12 protein-coding genes and 1 pseudogene are annotated in these 18189 nt (G+C 68.9%); 3 read left to right on the plus strand and 10 right to left on the minus strand.

What is annotated here, in order from left to right:
- Positions 1-13: 13 nt before the first annotated feature.
- The 6 genes from OG787_RS11310 to dxr all read right to left on the minus strand — a co-directional run bounded on the left by OG787_RS11310 (position 14) and on the right by dxr (position 7780).
- Complete coding sequence (locus OG787_RS11310; RefSeq protein ID WP_369035538.1) at positions 14-1720, minus strand: proline--tRNA ligase; 1707 nt, start codon at positions 1718-1720, stop codon at positions 14-16.
- Positions 1721-1802: 82 nt separating this feature from the next.
- Entirely contained in the window at positions 1803-2378 is a 576-nt protein-coding gene (locus OG787_RS11315; RefSeq protein ID WP_405535074.1) for a GNAT family N-acetyltransferase, read from the minus strand.
- 88 nt (positions 2379-2466) lie between these two features.
- Positions 2467-3321: a GNAT family N-acetyltransferase gene (locus tag OG787_RS11320; protein ID WP_369035536.1), complete on the minus strand. Its 855-nt coding sequence runs from the start codon at positions 3319-3321 to the stop codon at positions 2467-2469.
- A 513-nt stretch (positions 3322-3834) separates the two neighbouring features.
- Positions 3835-4992, minus strand: coding sequence for a flavodoxin-dependent (E)-4-hydroxy-3-methylbut-2-enyl-diphosphate synthase (gene ispG, locus OG787_RS11325; RefSeq protein WP_105974985.1), 1158 nt, complete (start codon positions 4990-4992; stop codon positions 3835-3837).
- A gap of 191 nt (positions 4993-5183) precedes the next feature.
- Positions 5184-6476, minus strand: a complete 1293-nt coding sequence (locus OG787_RS11330) for a M50 family metallopeptidase (protein ID WP_405540469.1) — start codon at positions 6474-6476, stop codon at positions 5184-5186.
- A gap of 8 nt (positions 6477-6484) precedes the next feature.
- Positions 6485-7780, minus strand: coding sequence for a 1-deoxy-D-xylulose-5-phosphate reductoisomerase (dxr, locus tag OG787_RS11335; protein WP_369035535.1), 1296 nt, complete (start codon positions 7778-7780; stop codon positions 6485-6487).
- A gap of 154 nt (positions 7781-7934) precedes the next feature.
- Here dxr and OG787_RS11340 point away from each other — a divergent pair, with 154 nt between their 5' ends.
- Positions 7935-8387: a lamin tail domain-containing protein gene (locus OG787_RS11340; RefSeq protein WP_235474492.1), complete on the plus strand. Its 453-nt coding sequence runs from the start codon at positions 7935-7937 to the stop codon at positions 8385-8387.
- 184 nt (positions 8388-8571) lie between these two features.
- On the opposite strand, the pseudogene secA reads toward OG787_RS11340, so the two are convergent.
- The 4 genes and pseudogenes from secA to OG787_RS11360 form a co-directional block, all read right to left on the minus strand.
- Positions 8572-11055, minus strand: a pseudogene (secA, locus tag OG787_RS11345) (preprotein translocase subunit SecA); the annotation flags it as partial.
- Positions 11056-11128: 73 nt separating this feature from the next.
- Positions 11129-11614, minus strand: a complete 486-nt coding sequence (locus OG787_RS11350) for a hypothetical protein (RefSeq protein ID WP_405535075.1) — start codon at positions 11612-11614, stop codon at positions 11129-11131.
- Positions 11615-11718: 104 nt separating this feature from the next.
- Positions 11719-13686 carry an acyl-CoA dehydrogenase family protein gene (locus tag OG787_RS11355; RefSeq protein ID WP_405535076.1) on the minus strand — a complete coding sequence of 656 codons (1968 nt, stop codon included), beginning with the start codon at positions 13684-13686 and terminating at the stop codon, positions 11719-11721.
- 144 nt (positions 13687-13830) lie between these two features.
- On the minus strand, positions 13831-14640 hold the full coding sequence (locus OG787_RS11360) for a GH12 family glycosyl hydrolase domain-containing protein (RefSeq protein ID WP_369035532.1): 810 nt from the start codon (positions 14638-14640) through the stop codon (positions 13831-13833).
- A 244-nt stretch (positions 14641-14884) separates the two neighbouring features.
- Between OG787_RS11360 and OG787_RS11365 the strand changes: the two genes are divergently transcribed.
- Together OG787_RS11365 and OG787_RS11370 are read left to right on the plus strand one after the other, a co-directional pair.
- Positions 14885-15904: a LacI family DNA-binding transcriptional regulator gene (locus tag OG787_RS11365; protein WP_235479866.1), complete on the plus strand. Its 1020-nt coding sequence runs from the start codon at positions 14885-14887 to the stop codon at positions 15902-15904.
- 152 nt (positions 15905-16056) lie between these two features.
- The gene (locus OG787_RS11370) at positions 16057-18108 is read left to right on the plus strand and encodes a TIM-barrel domain-containing protein (protein ID WP_369035531.1); all 2052 of its coding nucleotides are present in this window, start codon (positions 16057-16059) and stop codon (positions 18106-18108) included.
- The last annotated feature ends 81 nt before the right edge of the window (positions 18109-18189 follow it).

Consider the following 18189-nt stretch of genomic DNA (forward strand, 5'->3'; position numbering starts at 1 on the left):
GGGATTTAAATAATCAGGCGGTACCGGTCAGGCGGGCGATCGCCTCGTCGACCGTCAGTTCCTCGCGCTCGCCCGTCCGGCGGTCCTTGAGCTCCAGGACGCCCTCGGCCGAACGACGGCCCGCCACCAGGATCTTCGGTACGCCGATCAGCTCGGCGTCCGTGAACTTGACGCCCGGGGAGACGCCGGCGCGGTCGTCGACCAGGACGCGGGCGCCGGCCGCGGCCAGCTTGTCGGAGACGTCGAGGGCCAGTTCGGTCTGGAGGGCCTTGCCCGCGGCGACGACGTGGACGTCGGCCGGGGCGATCTCCTTGGGCCAGCACAGGCCCTGCTCGTCGGCGTGCTGCTCGGCGAGGGCGGCGACCGCGCGGGAGACGCCGATGCCGTACGAGCCCATGGTCACGCGGACCGGCTTGCCCTGCTGGCCGAGGACGTCGAGGCTGAGGGCGTCCGCGTACTTGCGGCCGAGCTGGAAGATGTGGCCGATCTCGATGGCGCGGTCCAGCTTGAGGCCGGTGCCGCAGGCCGGGCAGGGGTCGCCTTCCTGGACGACCACGGAGTCGACGTACTCGTCGACCTCGAAGTCACGGCCGGCGACGACGTTCCTGGCGTGCAGGCCGTCCTTGTTGGCGCCGGTGATCCAGGCGGTGCCGGGGGCGATGCGCGGGTCGGCGAAGTAACGGACCTTCTCCAGGCCCTGCGGGCCGACGTAGCCACGTACGAGGTCGTCGCGGCCCGTGAAGTCCTCGGCGGTGACGAGTTCGACGGCGGCGGGAGCGAAGTGCGCCTCGACCTTGCCCAGGTCGACCTCACGGTCACCGGGGACGCCGATCGCGACGATCTCGCCGTCCACCTTGATGAGGAGGTTCTTGAGGGTGGCGGAGGCGGGGACCTCCAGATACGCGGCGAGCGTCTCGATGGTCGGGGTCTCGGGGGTCGGGATCTCCTCCAGGGCGGGGAGGGCCGAGCCGTCGACCGGCTGGAGCGCGTACGTGATCGCCTCGGTGTTGGCGGCGTAGTCGCAGTTGGGGCAGTCGGCGAAGGTGTCCTCGCCGGCGGCGGCCGGGGCGAGGAACTCCTCGGACTTGGAGCCGCCCATGGCGCCCGCGGTAGCGGCGCAGATGCGGTAGTCGAGGCCGAGACGCGCGAAGATCTTCTGGTAGGCCTCGCGGTGCAGGGCGTACGACTTGGCCAGGCCCTCGTCCTCCGTGTCGAAGGAGTACGAGTCCTTCATCAGGAACTCGCGGCCACGCAGGATGCCGGCGCGCGGGCGGGCCTCGTCGCGGTACTTGTTCTGGATCTGGTAGAGGATCACGGGCAGGTCCTTGTAGGACGTGCACTGGTCCTTGACCAGGAGGGTGAAGATCTCCTCGTGGGTCGGGCCGAGGAGGTAGTCGCCGCCCTTGCGGTCGTTGAGGCGGAACAACTCGGGGCCGTACTCCTCCCAGCGGCCGGTCGCCTCGTACGGCTCCTTCGGCAGCAGCGCGGGGAGCGTGACCTCCTGGGCGCCGATGGCGTCCATCTCCTCGCGGACGACCCGCTCCACATTGGCCAGGACCTTCTTGCCGAGCGGCAGCCAGGACCACAGTCCGGCGGCGGTACGGCGTACATAACCGGCCCTGACCAGCAGCTTGTGGCTGAGCACCTCGGCGTCGGCGGGGTCGTCACGCAGTGTCTTGACCATCAAACGGGACATGCGCTGGACCTGGGCCTGGGCCATGATTCTCGACTCCTGCTGCGTAAGGGTGATGGCAGGAGGTTAGCCGGGGGGTGCGGGGCGGTGGAAATCGGCCGTACGGGCCCTAGCGTCTGCGCAGGGGAAGGGGGGCGCCCATCACCGCGTACGGCTTCGGGGCGCTGGGGAAGAGGACCTGGCGGGCCAGGTCCTCGTAGCCGAGGGAGTGGTAGAGGCCGCGGGCCGGGCTGTCGGTGTCGATCGCGGAGAGGATCGAGCGGGGTTCGGCGGCGCTGTCGGTGATGGTGGTGATCAGGGCGCGGCCGACGCCGGCGTTCTGGAAGCTCGGGTGGACGTGCAGTTCGGTGATCACGAAGGAGTCGTCGAGCCAGCCGTCGTGACCCTGTCTGCGCAGATACGGCTCGACCACCGTGGACCACCAGTGCGTACGGTCGTTCGGCATGCCGTAGACGAACCCCGCGAGCCGTCCGTCGGGGGTGGTCGCGCCGAGTGCGCGGGCCCCGGGATAGGTCAGGTGCCGCAACACGATCTGCCTGCGTACGGCGACCTCGTCGGCGCCGAGTCCGAACGCCACGGCCTGGACGGCGAGCGCCTCGTCGACCCGGGCGGCGAGGTCGAGGGGGCCGACGACCACGTCGTGGGGGCGGGAGTGATGGCGGCCATGACCGGGGAAGCGCGGCATGTCCGGAGACTACAGGGGGTGCGGAGTGCCCTCGGCGGGTGCGGGCCGGATGTGGCTGGGGGTCGTGGTCCCGGTTGCTCGGGGCGTTTCAGAACAGGACGCTCATGAACGCGCCGACTTCCTGGAAGCCCACCCTCAGGTACGTCCTGCGGGCGGGGGTGTTGAAGTCGTTCACGTACAGACTGACCACCGGGGCCACGTCCGCGAGGGCGTAGCGCAGTACGGCGGCCATGCCGGGGGCGGCGAGGCCCTGGCCCCGGTATTCGGGGGCCACCCAGACGCCCTGGATCTGGCAGGCCTGTGAGGTCGCGGCGCCGATCTCGGCCTTGAAGGCGACCCTGCCGTGTTCGTCGAGGCGGGCGAAGGAGCGGCCGGAGCCGACCAGTTCGGCAACCCTGGCCTGGTAGAGGAGGCCGCCGTCACCCGCGAGTGGCGAGATTCCGACCTCCTCGGTGAACATCGCCACGCACGCCGGCATGATCGTCTCCATCTCGTCCTTGCGGACGCGGCGGACGTACGGATCCGGGGCGACGAGGGCGGGGTCGGGCAGGCGGTCGGTGACCATGAGGGGCTGGTGGCGGCGGACCTCCCGGGCGGGGCCCCAGCTCGGTTCGAGCAGCCGCCACAGCTGGGTGGTGGCCTCGGCGGGGCCGACGATCGAGGAGCAGCGGCGGCCCGCTCGCCTGGCCCGGTCGGCGAAGGCGCGTACGGCGCGGGGGGTGGCGCAGATCGGGACGAGGTTGGCACCGGCGTAGCAGAGGCTGGTGAGCATGCCGTCCTCGTACCAGCCCCACATCTCGCCGCCGAGGCGCCAGGGGTCGAGGCCCGCGATCTGGACACGGGAGGTCACGAAGGCGTTCGCGACCGGCTCGCGGCCGAGGACAGCGAGTGCGGCGTCCAGGTCGCCCGGTTCGAGCACCCGGGAGGTGGTCTGCGTCAACACGTGCGGGCCTCACCATGCGGTCTGCTGATCTCCGCACTGTACCTGCGGAAGCTGAGCGGCGCCGCCCTGTATTGGCTGCCGTTGCCTTGCCGAAACCGTCGCTTCTGGTGACCGCCCCTGGGGGCTGCCGCCCCCAGACCCCCGCTCCGGCCCTGAACGGGCCTTGTCCTCAAACGCCGGACGGGCTGGGAGGCTCAGCATGTCCGGCGCTCGAGAGGCACCGCCGGTCCACCCCGGGCCGGGTTTCCCACCCACCCACCCGTTTACTGCTTCTCATCCAGCCCAGGTCGGGGCATCTCAGTCCACCCGGCATTCGAGGACGAGGGCCGCCACCACCCTCCAGCCCGTCCGGCGTTCGAGGACGAGGCCGTTCGGCGCGACTTCCCACCCACCCGACGACCGCCACCACCCCCCAGCCCGTCCGGCGTTTGAGGACGAGGCCGTTCAGGCCGAAAGGGGGGTCTGGGGGCGCAGCCCCCAGGGATGGGACGGGTAGGGGCGGCGGGGGCGAAATCAGCCTGCCACCGACACCGACGGCTCGCCCGAGGCGATTCCGTCCGCCTCCATCTGCTCGGCGATCTTCATCGCCTCCTCGATCAGGGTCTCCACGATCTTCGACTCGGGCACGGTCTTGATGACCTCGCCCTTCACGAAGATCTGCCCCTTGCCGTTGCCGGAGGCGACACCCAGGTCGGCCTCGCGCGCCTCGCCGGGGCCGTTCACCACACACCCCATGACCGCGACCCGCAGCGGAACCTCCATGCCCTCCAGGCCCGCCGTGACCTCCTCGGCCAGCTTGTAGACGTCGACCTGGGCCCGCCCGCACGACGGACACGACACGATCTCCAGGCCACGCTGGCGGAGGTTCAGCGACTCCAGGATCTGGTTGCCGACCTTGATCTCCTCGACCGGCGGCGCAGAGAGGGAGACGCGGATCGTGTCGCCGATGCCCTCGCTCAGGAGCGCGCCGAAGGCGACCGCCGACTTGATCGTGCCCTGGAAGGCGGGGCCCGCCTCCGTCACGCCCAGGTGGAGGGGGTAGTCGCAGGCCGCCGCCAGCTGCCGGTAGGCGTTGACCATGACCACCGGGTCGTTGTGCTTCACCGAGATCTTGATGTCCCGGAAGTCGTGCTCCTCGAAGAGCGACGCCTCCCACAACGCCGACTCCACCAGCGCCTCCGGCGTCGCCTTGCCGTACTTCTGGAGCAGCCTGCGGTCCAGCGAGCCCGCGTTCACGCCGATACGGATCGGCGTGCCGTGGTCCTTCGCGGCCCGCGCGATCTCCTTGACCTGGTCGTCGAACTGCTTGATGTTGCCGGGGTTGACTCGGACGGCGGCGCAGCCGGCCTCGATCGCGGCGAACACGTACTTCGGCTGGAAGTGGATGTCGGCGATCACCGGGATCTGCGACTTGCGCGCGATGGTCGCCAGCGCGTCCGCGTCGTCCTGCGTCGGACACGCCACGCGCACGATCTGGCAGCCGGACGCCGTCAGCTCGGCGATCTGCTGAAGCGTGGCGCCGATGTCCGACGTACGCGTCGTCGTCATCGACTGCACCGACACCGGCGCGTCTCCGCCCACGGCCACCGAACCGACCTGGATCTGCCGGCTCTTCCGGCGTTCGGCGAGCTTGGTCGGAACGGACGGCATGCCGAGAGAAATCGCAGTCATCTGCTGTGCAACCCCAAGTTGTGGTTCAAGGTCCGGTCCCGGGAACGGCGGGCTCCGGCCTTCGAGATTACGGCACCCGCCCAGGCCCGAGCACATCCCACACGTAAACCCACACATTGGGGAACGGCCGGGCACAGTGGGTTCTCCCACTGTGCCCGGCCGTCGTGAACTCCCCGGCAAACCCCGGGTGGCTACGAGATGCGCACCGGGTTGACCACGTCCGCCACCAGCACCAGCAGCGTGAAGCAGATGAAGATGCCCGCCACCACATAGGCCACCGGCATCAGCTTCGCCACGTCGAACGGTCCCGGGTCCGGGCGCTTCAGCACCTTCGCCATGTTCCGGCGCAGCGCCTCCCACAGGGCGCCCGCGACATGGCCGCCGTCGAGCGGCAGCAGCGGGAGCATGTTGAAGAGGAACAGGGACAGGTTGAAGCCCGCGACCAGCATCAATGCCATCGCGAGCTGTTGGGTGGGCGGGATGTCCAGGGTGAAGATCTCGCCGCCCACGCGGGCCGCGCCGACCACGCCCATCGGGGAGTCCGCCGCGCGTTCGCCGCCGTCGAAAGCGGCGTTCCACAGGGCGGGGATCTTGCCGGGCAGGGCCGCGATGGAGTCGACGGCCTCGCCCATGCGGTCGCCCATCCAGGTAAGCGAGTCGCCGAAGTCCTGGCGGACGATGCCGGTGGCCGCGCTGAAGCCGAGGAAGCCGGCCGTGACGTACTGACCCTGGACGATCTGGCCGCTGGAGTCCTTCTTCGCGACCTGGTTGGTGGCGATCTTCGCGTTCAGGGTGACCTGCTCGCCCTTGCGTTCGACGACGATCGCGACGTCCTTGCCGGGGTTGGCGCGGATCTCGTCCGAGAGCTTGTTCCAGCTGTCGACCTGGACCCCGCCGAAGGAGAGGATCTTGTCGCCCGCCTGGAGGCCGGCCGCGGCGGCCGGGGAGGCCGCGTCGGTCTTGCGGCAGTCGTCGCGGCCCTCGCTCTGGGCGATGACGCACTTGGAGACCGAGCTGACGCTGGTGGTCTGCTGGGAGACGCCGAAGCCCATCAGGACGGTCAGGAACAGCGCCACCGCGAGGATGAGGTTCATGAACGGGCCCGCGAACATCACGATGACGCGTTTCCACGGCTTGCGTGTGTAGAAGAGGCGCTTCTCGTCGCCCGGGAGCAGTTCCTCGAAGGACTGGGCGCGCGCGTCCTCGATCATCACGCGCCAGGGGGAGGTCGAGCGGGCCTCGATGCGGCCGTCCGGGCCGGGCGGGAACATCCCGATCATGCGGATGTAGCCGCCGAACGGGATCGCCTTGATGCCGTACTCGGTCTCACCCTTCTTGCGCGACCAGATCGTCGGGCCGAAGCCGACCATGTACTGCGGTACGCGGATGCCGAAGAGCTTCGCCGTGGAGAGATGTCCCAGCTCGTGCCAGGCGATCGACACCAACAGGCCGATCACGAAGACGACTATGCCGAGAATCATCATCAGTGTCGTCATGCACGGGCCTCCGCGGTCGCCATGGCTTGCTCTGTCGTCGTCTGCTGTGTCTTCGTCTGTCGTGTGAGTTCACGGGCCCTCGCCCGCGCCCACGACTCCGCCTCAAGGACGTCCGCGACGGTCAGGGAAGTTCCCGTACGAGGGGTGCCGTGCTCCTCGACCACCCGGGTCACGGTCTCCATGATCCCGTTGAACGGCAGTGAGCCGCTCCGGAATGCTTCCACACACTCCTCGTTCGCCGCATTGAACACCGCGGGGGCCGTGCCCGCGAGCTGCCCGACGTGCCGGGCGAGGCCGACCGACGGGAACGCCTCGGTGTCGAGCGGGAAGAACTCCCACGTCGACGCCTTGCTCCAGTCGAACGCGGGTGCGGCGTCCGGTACGCGCTCCGGCCAGCCGAGGCCGATCGCGATGGGGCCGCGCATGTCGGGGGGCGTGGCCTGCGCCAGTGTCGATCCGTCCGTGAACTCAACCATCGAGTGGACATACGACTGCGGGTGCACGACCACCTCAATGCGTTCGAAGGGAATGTCGTAGAGGAGGTGTGCCTCGATCACCTCCAGGCCCTTGTTGACGAGGGTCGCGGAGTTGATCGTGATCACCGGGCCCATCGCCCAGGTGGGGTGCGCGAGCGCGTCCTCGACCGTCACGTCGGCCAGCTGTGCCTTCGTACGGCCGCGGAAGGGGCCGCCGGACGCCGTGACGACGAGCTTGCGGACATCGGACCGGGTGCCGGCCGCCAGGGCCTGGAACAGGGCCGCGTGCTCGGAGTCGACCGGGATGATCTGGCCCGGCTTCGCGAGCGCCTTGACCAGGGGGCCGCCGACGATGAGCGACTCCTTGTTGGCGAGCGCGAGGGTGCGGCCCGCCTCCAGGGCGGCGAGGGTCGGGGCGAGGCCGATCGACCCGGTGATGCCGTTCAGCACCGTGTGGCAGTCGGCGGCGGCGAGGTGGGTGGCCGCGTCCGGTCCGGCGAGTATCTCGGGGAGCGGCTCCCCTGCGCCGTACCGCTCGCTCAGCGCCTCGCGCAGGGCCGGTACGGCGTCCTCCCGGGCGACCGCGACCGTGCGTACGCGCAGCTGGTGCGCCTGCTCGGCGAGGAGCTCGACCCGGCCGCCCGCGGCGGAGAGCCCGGTGACCCGGAAGCGGTCCGGGTTGCGCAGCACGAGATCGATGGCCTGGGTGCCGATCGACCCGGTGGAACCGAGGATCACCACATCCCGCGGGCCGTCTCCGGCGACGGGGTCGAAGACGAGGTGCGGGTCTGCGAGGGGGGCTGGACTGTCGGTCATCTCTCCATTGTGGCCGCAACCACCGACAGTGAGGACAGTGCGTCCCTCGGGTGAGCGCCTATAAGTGAAACCGACATACAGATCATGTGATATCACTTCTGCCCTGACTGGTGGACGACCGGTCAGTCGTGGACGAAATCCTGGGGGGATCTCGATGCGCATCCGACGTACAGCCCTGCCCGCGCTCGCGGGCGCGGTCGCCCTGACCGGCGCGGTTCTCAGCACTCCGGCCGAGGCGGCCGGGGGTGTGGTCATCCGGCACGTGTGGTTCGACAGTCCTGGCTCGGACAACGGCTCCAACGCGTCCCTGAACGGGGAGTGGGTGGAGATCAAGAACACCAGCTCGGCGTCCATCTCGCTCAAGGGCTGGATCCTGAAGGACGTCGCCAATCACAAGTACACGTTCGGCAACCTGAAGATCGGTGCCGGCAAGACGATGAAGATCCGTACGGGTAAGGGGACGGACACGGCGGCTACCAAGTTCCAGAAGCGGAGCTGGTACGTGTGGAACAACACGAGTGACACGGCGATTCTGACCAGAGCGAACGGGTCGAAGGTGGATGACTGCAAGTGGACGACCAGTGATCCCAGTGACAAGAAATGCTGACAGGTAGTTCGTTGGCTGCCGGCCGGTGGGAGCTTGTCGCGCAGTTCCCCGCGCCCCTTTAGGGGCGCTTGCGCGCATCCCGCTCCACTACCCCGTCCGCCGTGTCCAGTGTCGGGGCGCTGAAGTGGAGGGACTCCGTGCGGTGGGGGTCCGGTTGTAGGTCGGTCGGGGTCGTTTCGATCTCCAGGTTGAAGACGAAGCCGACCGACTCCTCCTTGATGGCGTCGGTCATCGCGCCGAACATGTCGTAGCCCTCGCGTTCGTACTCCACGATCGGTTCGCGGCCGAGGGTCCAGCGCAGGCCGATGCCGTCGCGGAGGTAGTCCATCTCGTACAGGTGCTCGCGCCATTTGCGGTCCAGCACCGACAGCATCACTCGCCGTTCCAGCTCGCGGGTCGTGTCCGCGCCGAGTTCCGTCTCGCGGTCGTCGTAGCGGGCGTGGATGTCCGCCACTATCGCGTCGGCCAGGTGGTCCGCGGTCAGGTTGGCGAGGCCGTCGTACTCCTCCTCCAGGTCCTCCACCGTCAGTTTCGCCGGGTAGAGCTGGCGTAGCGCGCCCCACAGTCTGTCCAGGTCCCATTCCTCCGGGAAACCCGCGCTCGTCTCCTGGCGGACGTACGCCCGGACGGTGTCGTCCATGAAGTGCTGGAGCTGTTCTCGCAGGTCACCGCCCTCCAGGACGCGGCGGCGTTCGGCGTAGATGAGCGTGCGCTGACGGTTCAGGACCTCGTCGAACTTGAGTACGTCCTTGCGGGACTCGAAGTGCTGGCGTTCGATCTGGGCCTGGGCCGAGGCGACGGCCCGGGTGACGACCTTGTTCTCGATGGGGACGTCCTCGGGGAGGTTGGCCGCCGACATCACCCGGTCGACCAGCTGGGCCTGGAACAGGCGCATCAGGTCGTCCTGGAGGGAGAGGTAGAAGCGGGACTCGCCGGGGTCGCCCTGGCGGCCGGAGCGGCCGCGGAGCTGGTTGTCGATGCGGCGGGAGTCGTGGCGTTCGGTGCCGAGGACGTACAGGCCGCCGAGGTCGGTGACCTCCTGGCGTTCGGCGGCGACCCGGTCGAGTACCGCCTGGCGGGCCTCGGGGCTCGCGTCCTCGGGCAGCTCGGCCGCCACCAGCGCCTCCGGGTTGCCGCCGAGCATGATGTCCGTACCGCGTCCGGCCATGTTGGTGGCGACCGTGACCGCTCCCCTGCGGCCCGCCTGGGCGACGATCGTGGCCTCGCGGTCGTGCTGCTTGGCGTTGAGGACCGCGTGCCGGATGCCGCGCTTGGCGAGCTGTCGCGAGAGGTACTCGGACTTCTCCACCGAGGTCGTGCCGACCAGGATCGGCTGGCCCTTCCCGTGCTTCTCGGCGATGTCGTCGACGACCGCCTCGAACTTCGCGACCTCGGTGCGGTAGATGAGGTCCGACTGATCCTTGCGGACCATCGGGCGGTTGGTGGGGATGGGGACGACGCCGAGTTCGTAGATCTGGTGGAACTCGGCGGCCTCGGTCATGGCCGTACCGGTCATACCGGAGAGCTTGTCGTACAGGCGGAAGAAGTTCTGGAGGGTGACGGTCGCGAGGGTCTGGTTCTCCTCCTTGACCCGGACGCCCTCCTTGGCCTCGATCGCCTGGTGGAGCCCCTCGTTGTAGCGGCGGCCGGCGAGCATACGGCCCGTGTGCTCGTCCACGATCATGACGTCACCGTCGATGACCACGTACTCCTTGTCCTTGTGGAACAGCTCCTTCGCCTTGAGGGCGTTGTTGAGGTGGCCGATCAGCGGGGTGTGGTCGGCCTCGTACAGGCTGTCGATGCCCAACTGGTCCTGTACGTGTTCCACGCCCCGGTCGAGGATCGCGACCGTCCGTTTCTTGGGGTCGAACTCGTAGTCGTACGCGGCCCGCAGCTCCTTCAGGCGCTCCTTCTCCTCCAGCCGGATGAACTGCTCCTCCTGGACGGCCGTGCCCCGCATGGTCTTCACGATCCGGGCGAACGCCTCGTACCAGTGGGTGGCCTGGTCGGCGGGGCCCGAGATGATCAGCGGGGTGCGGGCCTCGTCGATGAGGATGGAGTCGGCCTCGTCGACGATCGCGAAGTGGTGGCCGCGCTGCACGAGTTCGTCCTTCGACCAGGCCATGTTGTCGCGCAGATAGTCGAAGCCGAACTCGGTGTTGGTGCCGTACGTGATGTCGCAGGCGTACGCCGCCCGCCGGTCGGCCGGGGTCGACTCCGAGCGGACCACACCGACCGTCAGGCCCATGAAGGCGTACGCCCGGCCCATCCACTCGGCGTCGCGCCGGGCAAGGTAGTCGTTGACGGTGACCAGGTGAACTCCCTTGCCCGACAAGGCGTTCAGGTAGGCGGGGAGGGTCGCGACCAGGGTCTTGCCCTCGCCGGTGTGCATCTCGGCGATGTTGCCCTCGTGCAGGGCCGCACCGCCCATCACCTGGACGTCGAAGTGACGCATGCCGAGGGTGCGCCGGGCGGCCTCGCGCATGGCGGCGAAGGCCTCGGGGAGCAGCTCGTCGAGGCTCGTGCCGGCGGCGTGGCGATCCTTCAACTCCGGGGTCACGGCCGCCAGTTCCTCGTCGGTCATGGACTCGAAGTCCTCTTCGAGGGATGCCACCTGTTCGGCGGTGCGCTGAAGCCTGCGCAGCACCCGCCCCTCGCCGGCCCGCATGATGCGGCCGGTGATGTTGTCGAGTCCGAGAGACGGCACGTGAATTACCCCCACTACAACGAGCTTTACCTTGCTAAACGGCGTCCGTCAGCATGCTGATCCAGTGGTTGGCCCGCTGGAGAATATGGACGCCCTGCTGATTCGCTCTGATCACTTCGCGCAGGACGGGGTCCTGCACGTAATCCGCCGCGCTGCGGAAGAGTTGTTGGATCACGGGCCGTTCGCCCGGCCGTCCGGCGTCGAGCAGATCGTCGACGTCCCGGATGTCGATCCGCCGCACAGGCAGCGGGTCGAAGGTGGGCAGCGGCGCCCTCGGTTCGCCGTCGACCACGGCGAGCGCGCAGTCGTTCAGGAGCACCGCCAGCTCGTCCCGGTGCCGGTCGAGGGTGTCCGGCTGGGTCGCGCGCAGCTTCTCCGCGAGGGGCAGCACCTCGTTGCGTACCGTCCGTAGCGCCCCTACGAGATCTGCTTCGACGAGCTGCCGACGGACGTGCGTCAGCAGACCCGGAAATCCATGACCGAATTCCTCGCCGATCTTTCTTCCTGCACCTTGGCGCATATGTTGCCGTCCCCGTTCGCCATTCTTTTCATTGTTGACGTGCCTCTTCGGTGTGGCAAGCAACAGAATGACGCCGGGGACGACAGTGAATTCCCGGGAGAATATCAGCGGATGGGACGGTGGACGTTCTCCTGTTTCGCCGGGCCGGGTGTGGCGTCCGCGATCCAGGGGCCCTCCCCCGAGAGGTCGACGACGCCCTCCTCCAGCCAGGTGTACGTGCCGGCGAGAACGCCCTTGACCACCGCGCGGTCGACGTCGTCGGTGTTGGTCCACAGGCGGCCGAAGAGTTCCTCGACGCGGACGCGGGCCTGGCGGCAGAAGGCGTCGGCGAGTTGGTAGGCCTCGCGGCCGTTCTCGCCCTGGGCGCGCAGGAGTTCGGCCCGTACGCAGGCCGCGCTCATCGCGAACAGTTCGGCTCCGATGTCGACGATCCGGCCGAGGAAGCCCTGCTTGGTCTCCATCCGGCCCTGCCAGCGGGACATGGCGTAGAAGGTGGAGCGGGCCAGCTTGCGGGCGCTGCGTTCGACGTACCGCAGGTGCGGCGAGAGATCGACCTCGTGCTTGAACTCAGCGTACGAGCGGGGCAGTTGACCCGCGCCCGTGACGAGCTTCGGCAGCCACTTGGCGTAGAAGACACCGGCGTTCGCGCCCGCCTTAGCCTTGTCCGAGAGGGACTTGTCGGGGTCGATGAGGTCTCCGGCGACCGACAGATGGGCGTCGACCGCCTCGCGCGCGATCAGCAGATGCATGATCTCCGTCGAGCCCTCGAAGATGCGGTTGATCCGGAGGTCACGCAGGATCTGCTCGGCGGGTACCGCCCGTTCCCCGCGGGCGGCGAGCGACTCGGCGGTCTCGAAGCCGCGTCCGCCGCGGATCTGGACGAGTTCGTCGGCCATCAGCCAGGCCATCTCGGAGCCGTACAGCTTGGCGAGGGCGGCCTCGATGCGGATGTCGTTGCGGTTCTCGTCGGCCATCTGGGAGGAGAGATCGAGGACCGCTTCGAGGGCGAAGGTGGTGGCCGCGATGAAGCTGATCTTCGCGCCGACCGCCTCGTGCAGCGCGACCGGCTTGCCCCACTGCTCCCGTACTGCCGACCACTCCCGCGCGATCTTCAGGCACCACTTCCCGGCGCCCACGCACATCGCGGGCAGCGACAGCCGGCCCGTGTTCAGGGTCGTGAGGGCGATCTTGAGGCCGGAACCCTCGGGGCCGATCCGGTTGGCGGCCGGGACGCGCACCTGGTGGAAGCGGGTGACGCCGTTCTCCAGGCCGCGCAGGCCCATGAAGGCGTTGCGATGTTCGACGGTGACGCCCTCGGAGGCGGTCTCGACGACGAACGCGGTGATGCCGCCCTTGTGCCCCTCGGACTTCGGGACGCGGGCCATGACGACGAGGAGGTCGGCGACGACCCCGTTGGTCGTCCAGAGCTTGACCCCGTCCAGGACGTAGTCGTCGCCGTCCGGTACGGCGCTCGTGGCGAGCCGCGCCGGGTCCGAGCCGACGTCCGGCTCGGTGAGGAGGAACGCGGAGATGTCGGTGCGGGCGCAGCGCGGCAGGAACTCGTCCTTCTGTTCCTGGGTGCCGAAGAGTTTCAGCGGCTGCGGTACTCCGATCGACTGATGGGCGGAGAGCAGCGCGCCGAGCGCCGGGTTCGCGGAGCCGACCAGGGCGAGGGCCTTGTTGTAGTACACCTGGGTGAGGCCGAGGCCGCCGTACTTGGTGTCGATCTTCATCCCGAGGGCGCCCAGCTCCTTGAGCCCGCCCACGACCTCGTCGGGGATCCGGGCCTCGCGTTCGATGCGGGCGGCGTCGATCTTCGTCTCGCAGAAGTCGCGCAGCTTGGCGAGGAACTCCTCGCCGCGCTGCGCGTCCTCGGTGGGCGGGAGCGGGTGCGGGTGGATGAGGTCGAGCCGGAAGCGGCCGAGGAACAGTTCCTTGGCGAAGCTGGGCTTTCGCCAGCCCTGCTCCCGGGCGGCCTCCGCCACCTGGCGGGCTTCCCGCTCGGTGACGGTGGGTTTGGCCGAGGGCTGGGCTGAGGGTTGGGCTGAGGGCTTGACTGGGCTTGCGGACATGAGGCACACCTCGCCGCGAATCGGGATCTTGAGGACCGTACGTTACTGATCGGTGCTACTCGATCGTTGGTACCCGATTACGGGCGACCTCACCAGTCCTCGCGCGGCCGGTCGGCCGTACAGCCCATGCACACCCCCCGCCCGTCAGCCGATGTCGACCGAGTAGGCCTTGGTGTCCAGCCGGCCCGTGCCCTTGAAGACCTCGGTGCCCGCCTCGATGCCGGAGACGTACTTGTCGTTGGTGAGCAGCTTGCGGCGGACCAGGGCCTGGGTGAAGTCGTCCAGGTTGAGGGTGGCCTTGGTGGTGTTGGCGCGGCGGACGAAGGAGTGGACCTTCCAGCCGATGTCACCCTCGTAGATGTCCCACATCGCGCCGCCGAGGCTGACGCTCGCGGTCTTGGTGCCGAGCGGACCTGCGCCGCCCTGGCGGTTGAGCCAGATCATGATCTCGTCGGTGGGCTGGTCCTGCCAGTCCGCGGTGTTCTTGCCGTGCAGCCACAGGTCGTAGGCGACGTTCATGACGCCCGGGTTCGAGCTGACCGTGAAGTCCCAGGTGGTCTTCACGGGCTTGCGGTCGCCGACGCGGATCGGCAGCTGGGTGGCGGCCTTGTCGGTCTTCCAGCCCCAGTGCCAGCCGAGGACCGAACTGGCGTACGTCTTGACGTCGTAGTCCTTGCCGGTGGCACTGTTGGCCCAGCTGTAGTTCGTGCCCCAGGAGATGGTGGAGCCGGACCGGGAGTTGTCCCAGACGCACTGGGAGCCGACGGCCTTCTCCTGGTTCCAGAGGTTGTTGTTGACGTAGTACTTGCCGAGCGTGACGGTGTCGAAGGCCGCGCACTTCTTGCTCGACTCGCCCGCCTGCGCGACGGTGACGCCGGCGGCGGCCGCGAGGGCGACCAGGGCGGAGGCGAAGGTTTTCGCCTTCTTCGAGAGGCGCGGTCTGCGGTGTTGCATGGGGGTCCTTCCGGGCGACGATTCGCGGAGCACTCCTCAGTGGCCGCCGCCGGGTGGGAAAGTTGCCACGCCGGCCGAGAAAGATCCGAGGAAGCCCCGAGAAACCTTGTCGAAGCGCTTCGACAACATATGGACACCCACCCCCGGTGGGGTTACTGTCGTTCCACCCTCACTCGCCGGTATCCGTCACCGTTATCCGTTACGCGCACTGTCGAAGCGCTTCACACAATGCTTGGAGAGCTGGATGGTCACCCTCGCCGAGGTCGCCCAGCACGCCGGAGTCTCGGCGAGCACGGTGAGCTATGTCCTCAGCGGCAAGCGGTCCATCTCCGCGGGCACCCGGCAGCGGGTCGAGCAGAGCATCCAACAGCTCGGCTACCACCCCAACGCGGGCGCCCGGGCGCTGGCGAGCAGCCGTTCCAACATCATCGCCCTGATGGTCCCGCTGCGTACGGACATGTACGTGCCGGTGATGATGGAGATCGCCATAGCGGTCGCCACCAACGCCCGCACGCACGGGTACGACGTTCTGCTGCTCACCGGCGAGGAGGGCCCCGACGCCGTCCGCCGCGTCACCGGCAGCGGGCTCGCCGACGCGATGATCCTGATGGACGTCGAACTCGACGACGAGCGGCTGCCGTTGCTGCGCGGCACGGACCAACCGTCCGTGCTGATCGGCCTGCCGGCCGCCACCGAGGGCCTGACCTGCGTCGACCTCGACTTCGGGGCCACGGGAGCACTGTGCGCCGAGCATCTGGCGAAGCTCGGTCACCGTGACATCGCTGTCATCGGCGAGGCGCCCGCGGTCTACGAACGGCACACCGGTTTCGCCGAGCGCACGCTCGACGGACTCCGGTCCCGGTCCCGGGAGTTGGGGGTGCGGGTGCTGCACCGGCCGTGCGAGGGCGGGTACGACGCGATGACGGTGACCCTGGCCCGGATCTTCGACGAACGGCCGGGCACCACGGGGTTCGTCGTGCAGAACGAGTCGGCGGTCGAGCCGCTGCTCGCGCTGCTGCGCCAGCAGGGGCGGGCGGTGCCGGAGGACGTGTCGGTCATCGCCGTCTGCCCGGACCAGGTCGCCACCCAGGCCTCGGTGCGGCTGACGTCCGTCGCCATTCCCGCGCAGGAGATGGGGCGGCGGGCGGTGGAACTGCTGATCGCGAAGCTCGAAGGAAGCGGGGGCGACGAAGTCGCGCTGATCGCACCCGAGTTGACGGTGCGGGCGAGTACGGGGCCGGCGCCGGCCCCAGCCACTTCCTGAACCCCGGCCTGATCACCACAACCGACCAACACGCTCCAACGCCCGGACATCCGACGGGCGTTGGAGACCCCTGCCTGTCCCGGATCGGCCCGCGAGAGCCGCGCCGGGGTCCCCACAACCACTCCCCCACTCCTTCCTTCAGGAGCCGCCACGTGAACCAGCCCGCCGAAACCCCGCCCCCGTCAGGCGCGGTCAGCCTCGCGCAGTCCTCCCCCACCGTCGGTACGTTCCGTGAGCGGGACGGTGCGCTGGAGTGGAGCGGCCGTCAGGAGACCGTACGGATCGAGCCCTGGGGTCCGGACGCGGTCCGGGTCAGGACACGGCTCGGCGGGCCGGTCCTGGAGGGGCTGCCGGGTGCCCTCCTCGACGAGCCGCCCTCGACGGCGTACACCGTCAAGATCGAGGACGGACAGGGACAGCTGACCGTCGGAGCGCTGACCGTCGAGGTGAGCGCCGAGGGTCTGATCCGGTTCCTGCGGACCGATGACTCGGCCGAGCTGCTCGCCGAGGAGCGGGCGCACTTCTGGTGGCCGGGCTCGCGTCTCTACACGGCCGTCGGCAACGGCTACCACCGGCTGGAGCAGCGGTTCGCCGCCTACGAGGACGAGAAGCTGTACGGCCTCGGCCAGCACCAGCACGGTCTGTTCGACCAGAAGGGTGTCGTGCTGGACCTGGTGCAGCGCAACGCCGAGGTGTCCGTCCCGGTGCTCACCTCCAGCCGTGGCTACACGCTGCTGTGGAACAGCCCGGCGATCGGGCGGGTGGAGCTGGCGGGCAACGGGACGCGCTGGGTGGCGGATTCGGCCCGGCAGATCGACTACTGGATCACCGCCGGGCAGCCGGCCGACGGCCAGCGGCGCTACAGCGCGGTGACGGGCCGTACGCCGATGCTGCCGGAGTGGGCGGCGGGCTTCTGGCAGTGCAAGCTGCGCTACCGCACCCAGAACGAACTCCTCGGCGTGGCACGGGAGTACAAGCGGCGCGGGCTGCCGTTGCGGGCCATCGTGTGCGACTTCTTCCACTGGACGCATCTGGGCGACTGGAAGTTCGACCCGGCCGAGTGGCCCGACCCGGCCGCCATGGTCGCCGAGTTGGCGGAGATGGGCGTCAAGCTCGTGGTCTCCGTGTGGCCTTCGGTGTCGCCGCTCTCCGAGAACCATGAACTCATGGAGCAGCGCGGCTACTTCATCGGCACGCAGTACGGCCCGATGGCGCACGCCGACTGGCCGGACAAGGGAGTCGCGTCCACCGTCCAGGTCGCCTTCTACGACGCCACGAACCCGGAGGCACGCGAGTTCGTCTGGTCGAGGATCCGTGACAACTACCTTGCCCCGTACGGCATCACGGCCTTCTGGCTGGACGCGTGCGAGCCGGAGCTGAAGCCGGGCTTCCCGGAGAACCTGCGGTACTGGGCGGGCCCTGGCCTTGAGGTCGGCAACCTGTACCCGGTCGAGAACGCCCGCACGTTCTACGAGGGCCTGATCGCGTCCGGCGAGGACGAGGTGATCAGCCTCAACCGCTCGGCGTGGGCGGGCAGTCAGCGGTACGGCGCCGCCCTGTGGTCCGGTGACATCGGCGTCGACTTCCCGACCCTGCGCCGCCAGATCGCGGCCGGGCTGAACACCGCCCTGTCCGGGATCCCCTGGTGGAACACCGACATCGGCGGCTTCCACGGCGGCGACCCGGACGATCCCGCGTACCGCGAAGTCATGGTCCGCTGGTTCCAGTTCGGCGCGTTCTCGCCGCTGATGCGGCTGCATGGGTTCCGGGACCCGGGTATGCCGTTGGGGCCCGACATGACCGGCGGGCCCAACGAGGTGTGGTCGTACGGGGAGGAGGCGGGGGCGATTCTGGAGCGGTATGTGCGGCTGCGTGAGCGGCTGAAGCCGTATGTGCTGCGGGTCATGCGTGAGGCGCACGAGGAGGGGTTGCCGGTGATGCGGCCGCTGTTCCTGGAGTTCCCGGAGGACCAGGCGGCGTGGTCGGTCGACGACTCGTATCTCTTCGGGCCTGATGTGTTGGTCGCGCCTGTGCTTACTGCGGGCGCTACGGCGCGTACTGCGTATCTTCCGGGGGGAGTTGTGTGGACGGATGCGTGGACTGGCGAGGTGTATGAGGGTGGGGCGGCTGTGACTGTGGATGCGCCGCTGGATCGTATTCCGGTGTTTTTGCGGGATGGGGCGAGCCTTCCGATCGCAGGGTAGTGGGGCAGGGGGTTCAGGGGCGGGTGCGGGGTGCTTCGTGGCTTGTCGCGCAGTTCCCCGCGCCCCTTTGGGGCGCGCACT

Source organism: Streptomyces sp. NBC_00075 (assembly GCF_045041225.1).
GTDB classification, from domain to species: domain Bacteria; phylum Actinomycetota; class Actinomycetes; order Streptomycetales; family Streptomycetaceae; genus Streptomyces; species Streptomyces adonidis.

Bases quoted from the DNA above. Each gene is read 5' to 3' on its own strand.
- OG787_RS11340 (WP_235474492.1), top strand. From the start codon at position 7,935: ATGCGCATCCGACGTACAGCCCTGCCCGCGCTCGCGGGCGCGGTCGCC.
- OG787_RS11330 (WP_405540469.1), bottom strand. From the start codon at position 6,476: ATGATGATTCTCGGCATAGTCGTCTTCGTGATCGGCCTGTTGGTGTCG.
- dxr (WP_369035535.1), bottom strand. From the start codon at position 7,780: ATGACCGACAGTCCAGCCCCCCTCGCAGACCCGCACCTCGTCTTCGAC.
- OG787_RS11355 (WP_405535076.1), bottom strand. From the start codon at position 13,686: ATGTCCGCAAGCCCAGTCAAGCCCTCAGCCCAACCCTCAGCCCAGCCC.
- OG787_RS11315 (WP_405535074.1), bottom strand. From the start codon at position 2,378: ATGCCGCGCTTCCCCGGTCATGGCCGCCATCACTCCCGCCCCCACGAC.
- OG787_RS11360 (WP_369035532.1), bottom strand. From the start codon at position 14,640: ATGCAACACCGCAGACCGCGCCTCTCGAAGAAGGCGAAAACCTTCGCC.
- OG787_RS11350 (WP_405535075.1), bottom strand. From the start codon at position 11,614: ATGCGCCAAGGTGCAGGAAGAAAGATCGGCGAGGAATTCGGTCATGGA.
- OG787_RS11365 (WP_235479866.1), top strand. From the start codon at position 14,885: ATGGTCACCCTCGCCGAGGTCGCCCAGCACGCCGGAGTCTCGGCGAGC.
- OG787_RS11310 (WP_369035538.1), bottom strand. From the start codon at position 1,720: ATGGCCCAGGCCCAGGTCCAGCGCATGTCCCGTTTGATGGTCAAGACA.
- ispG (WP_105974985.1), bottom strand. From the start codon at position 4,992: ATGACTGCGATTTCTCTCGGCATGCCGTCCGTTCCGACCAAGCTCGCC.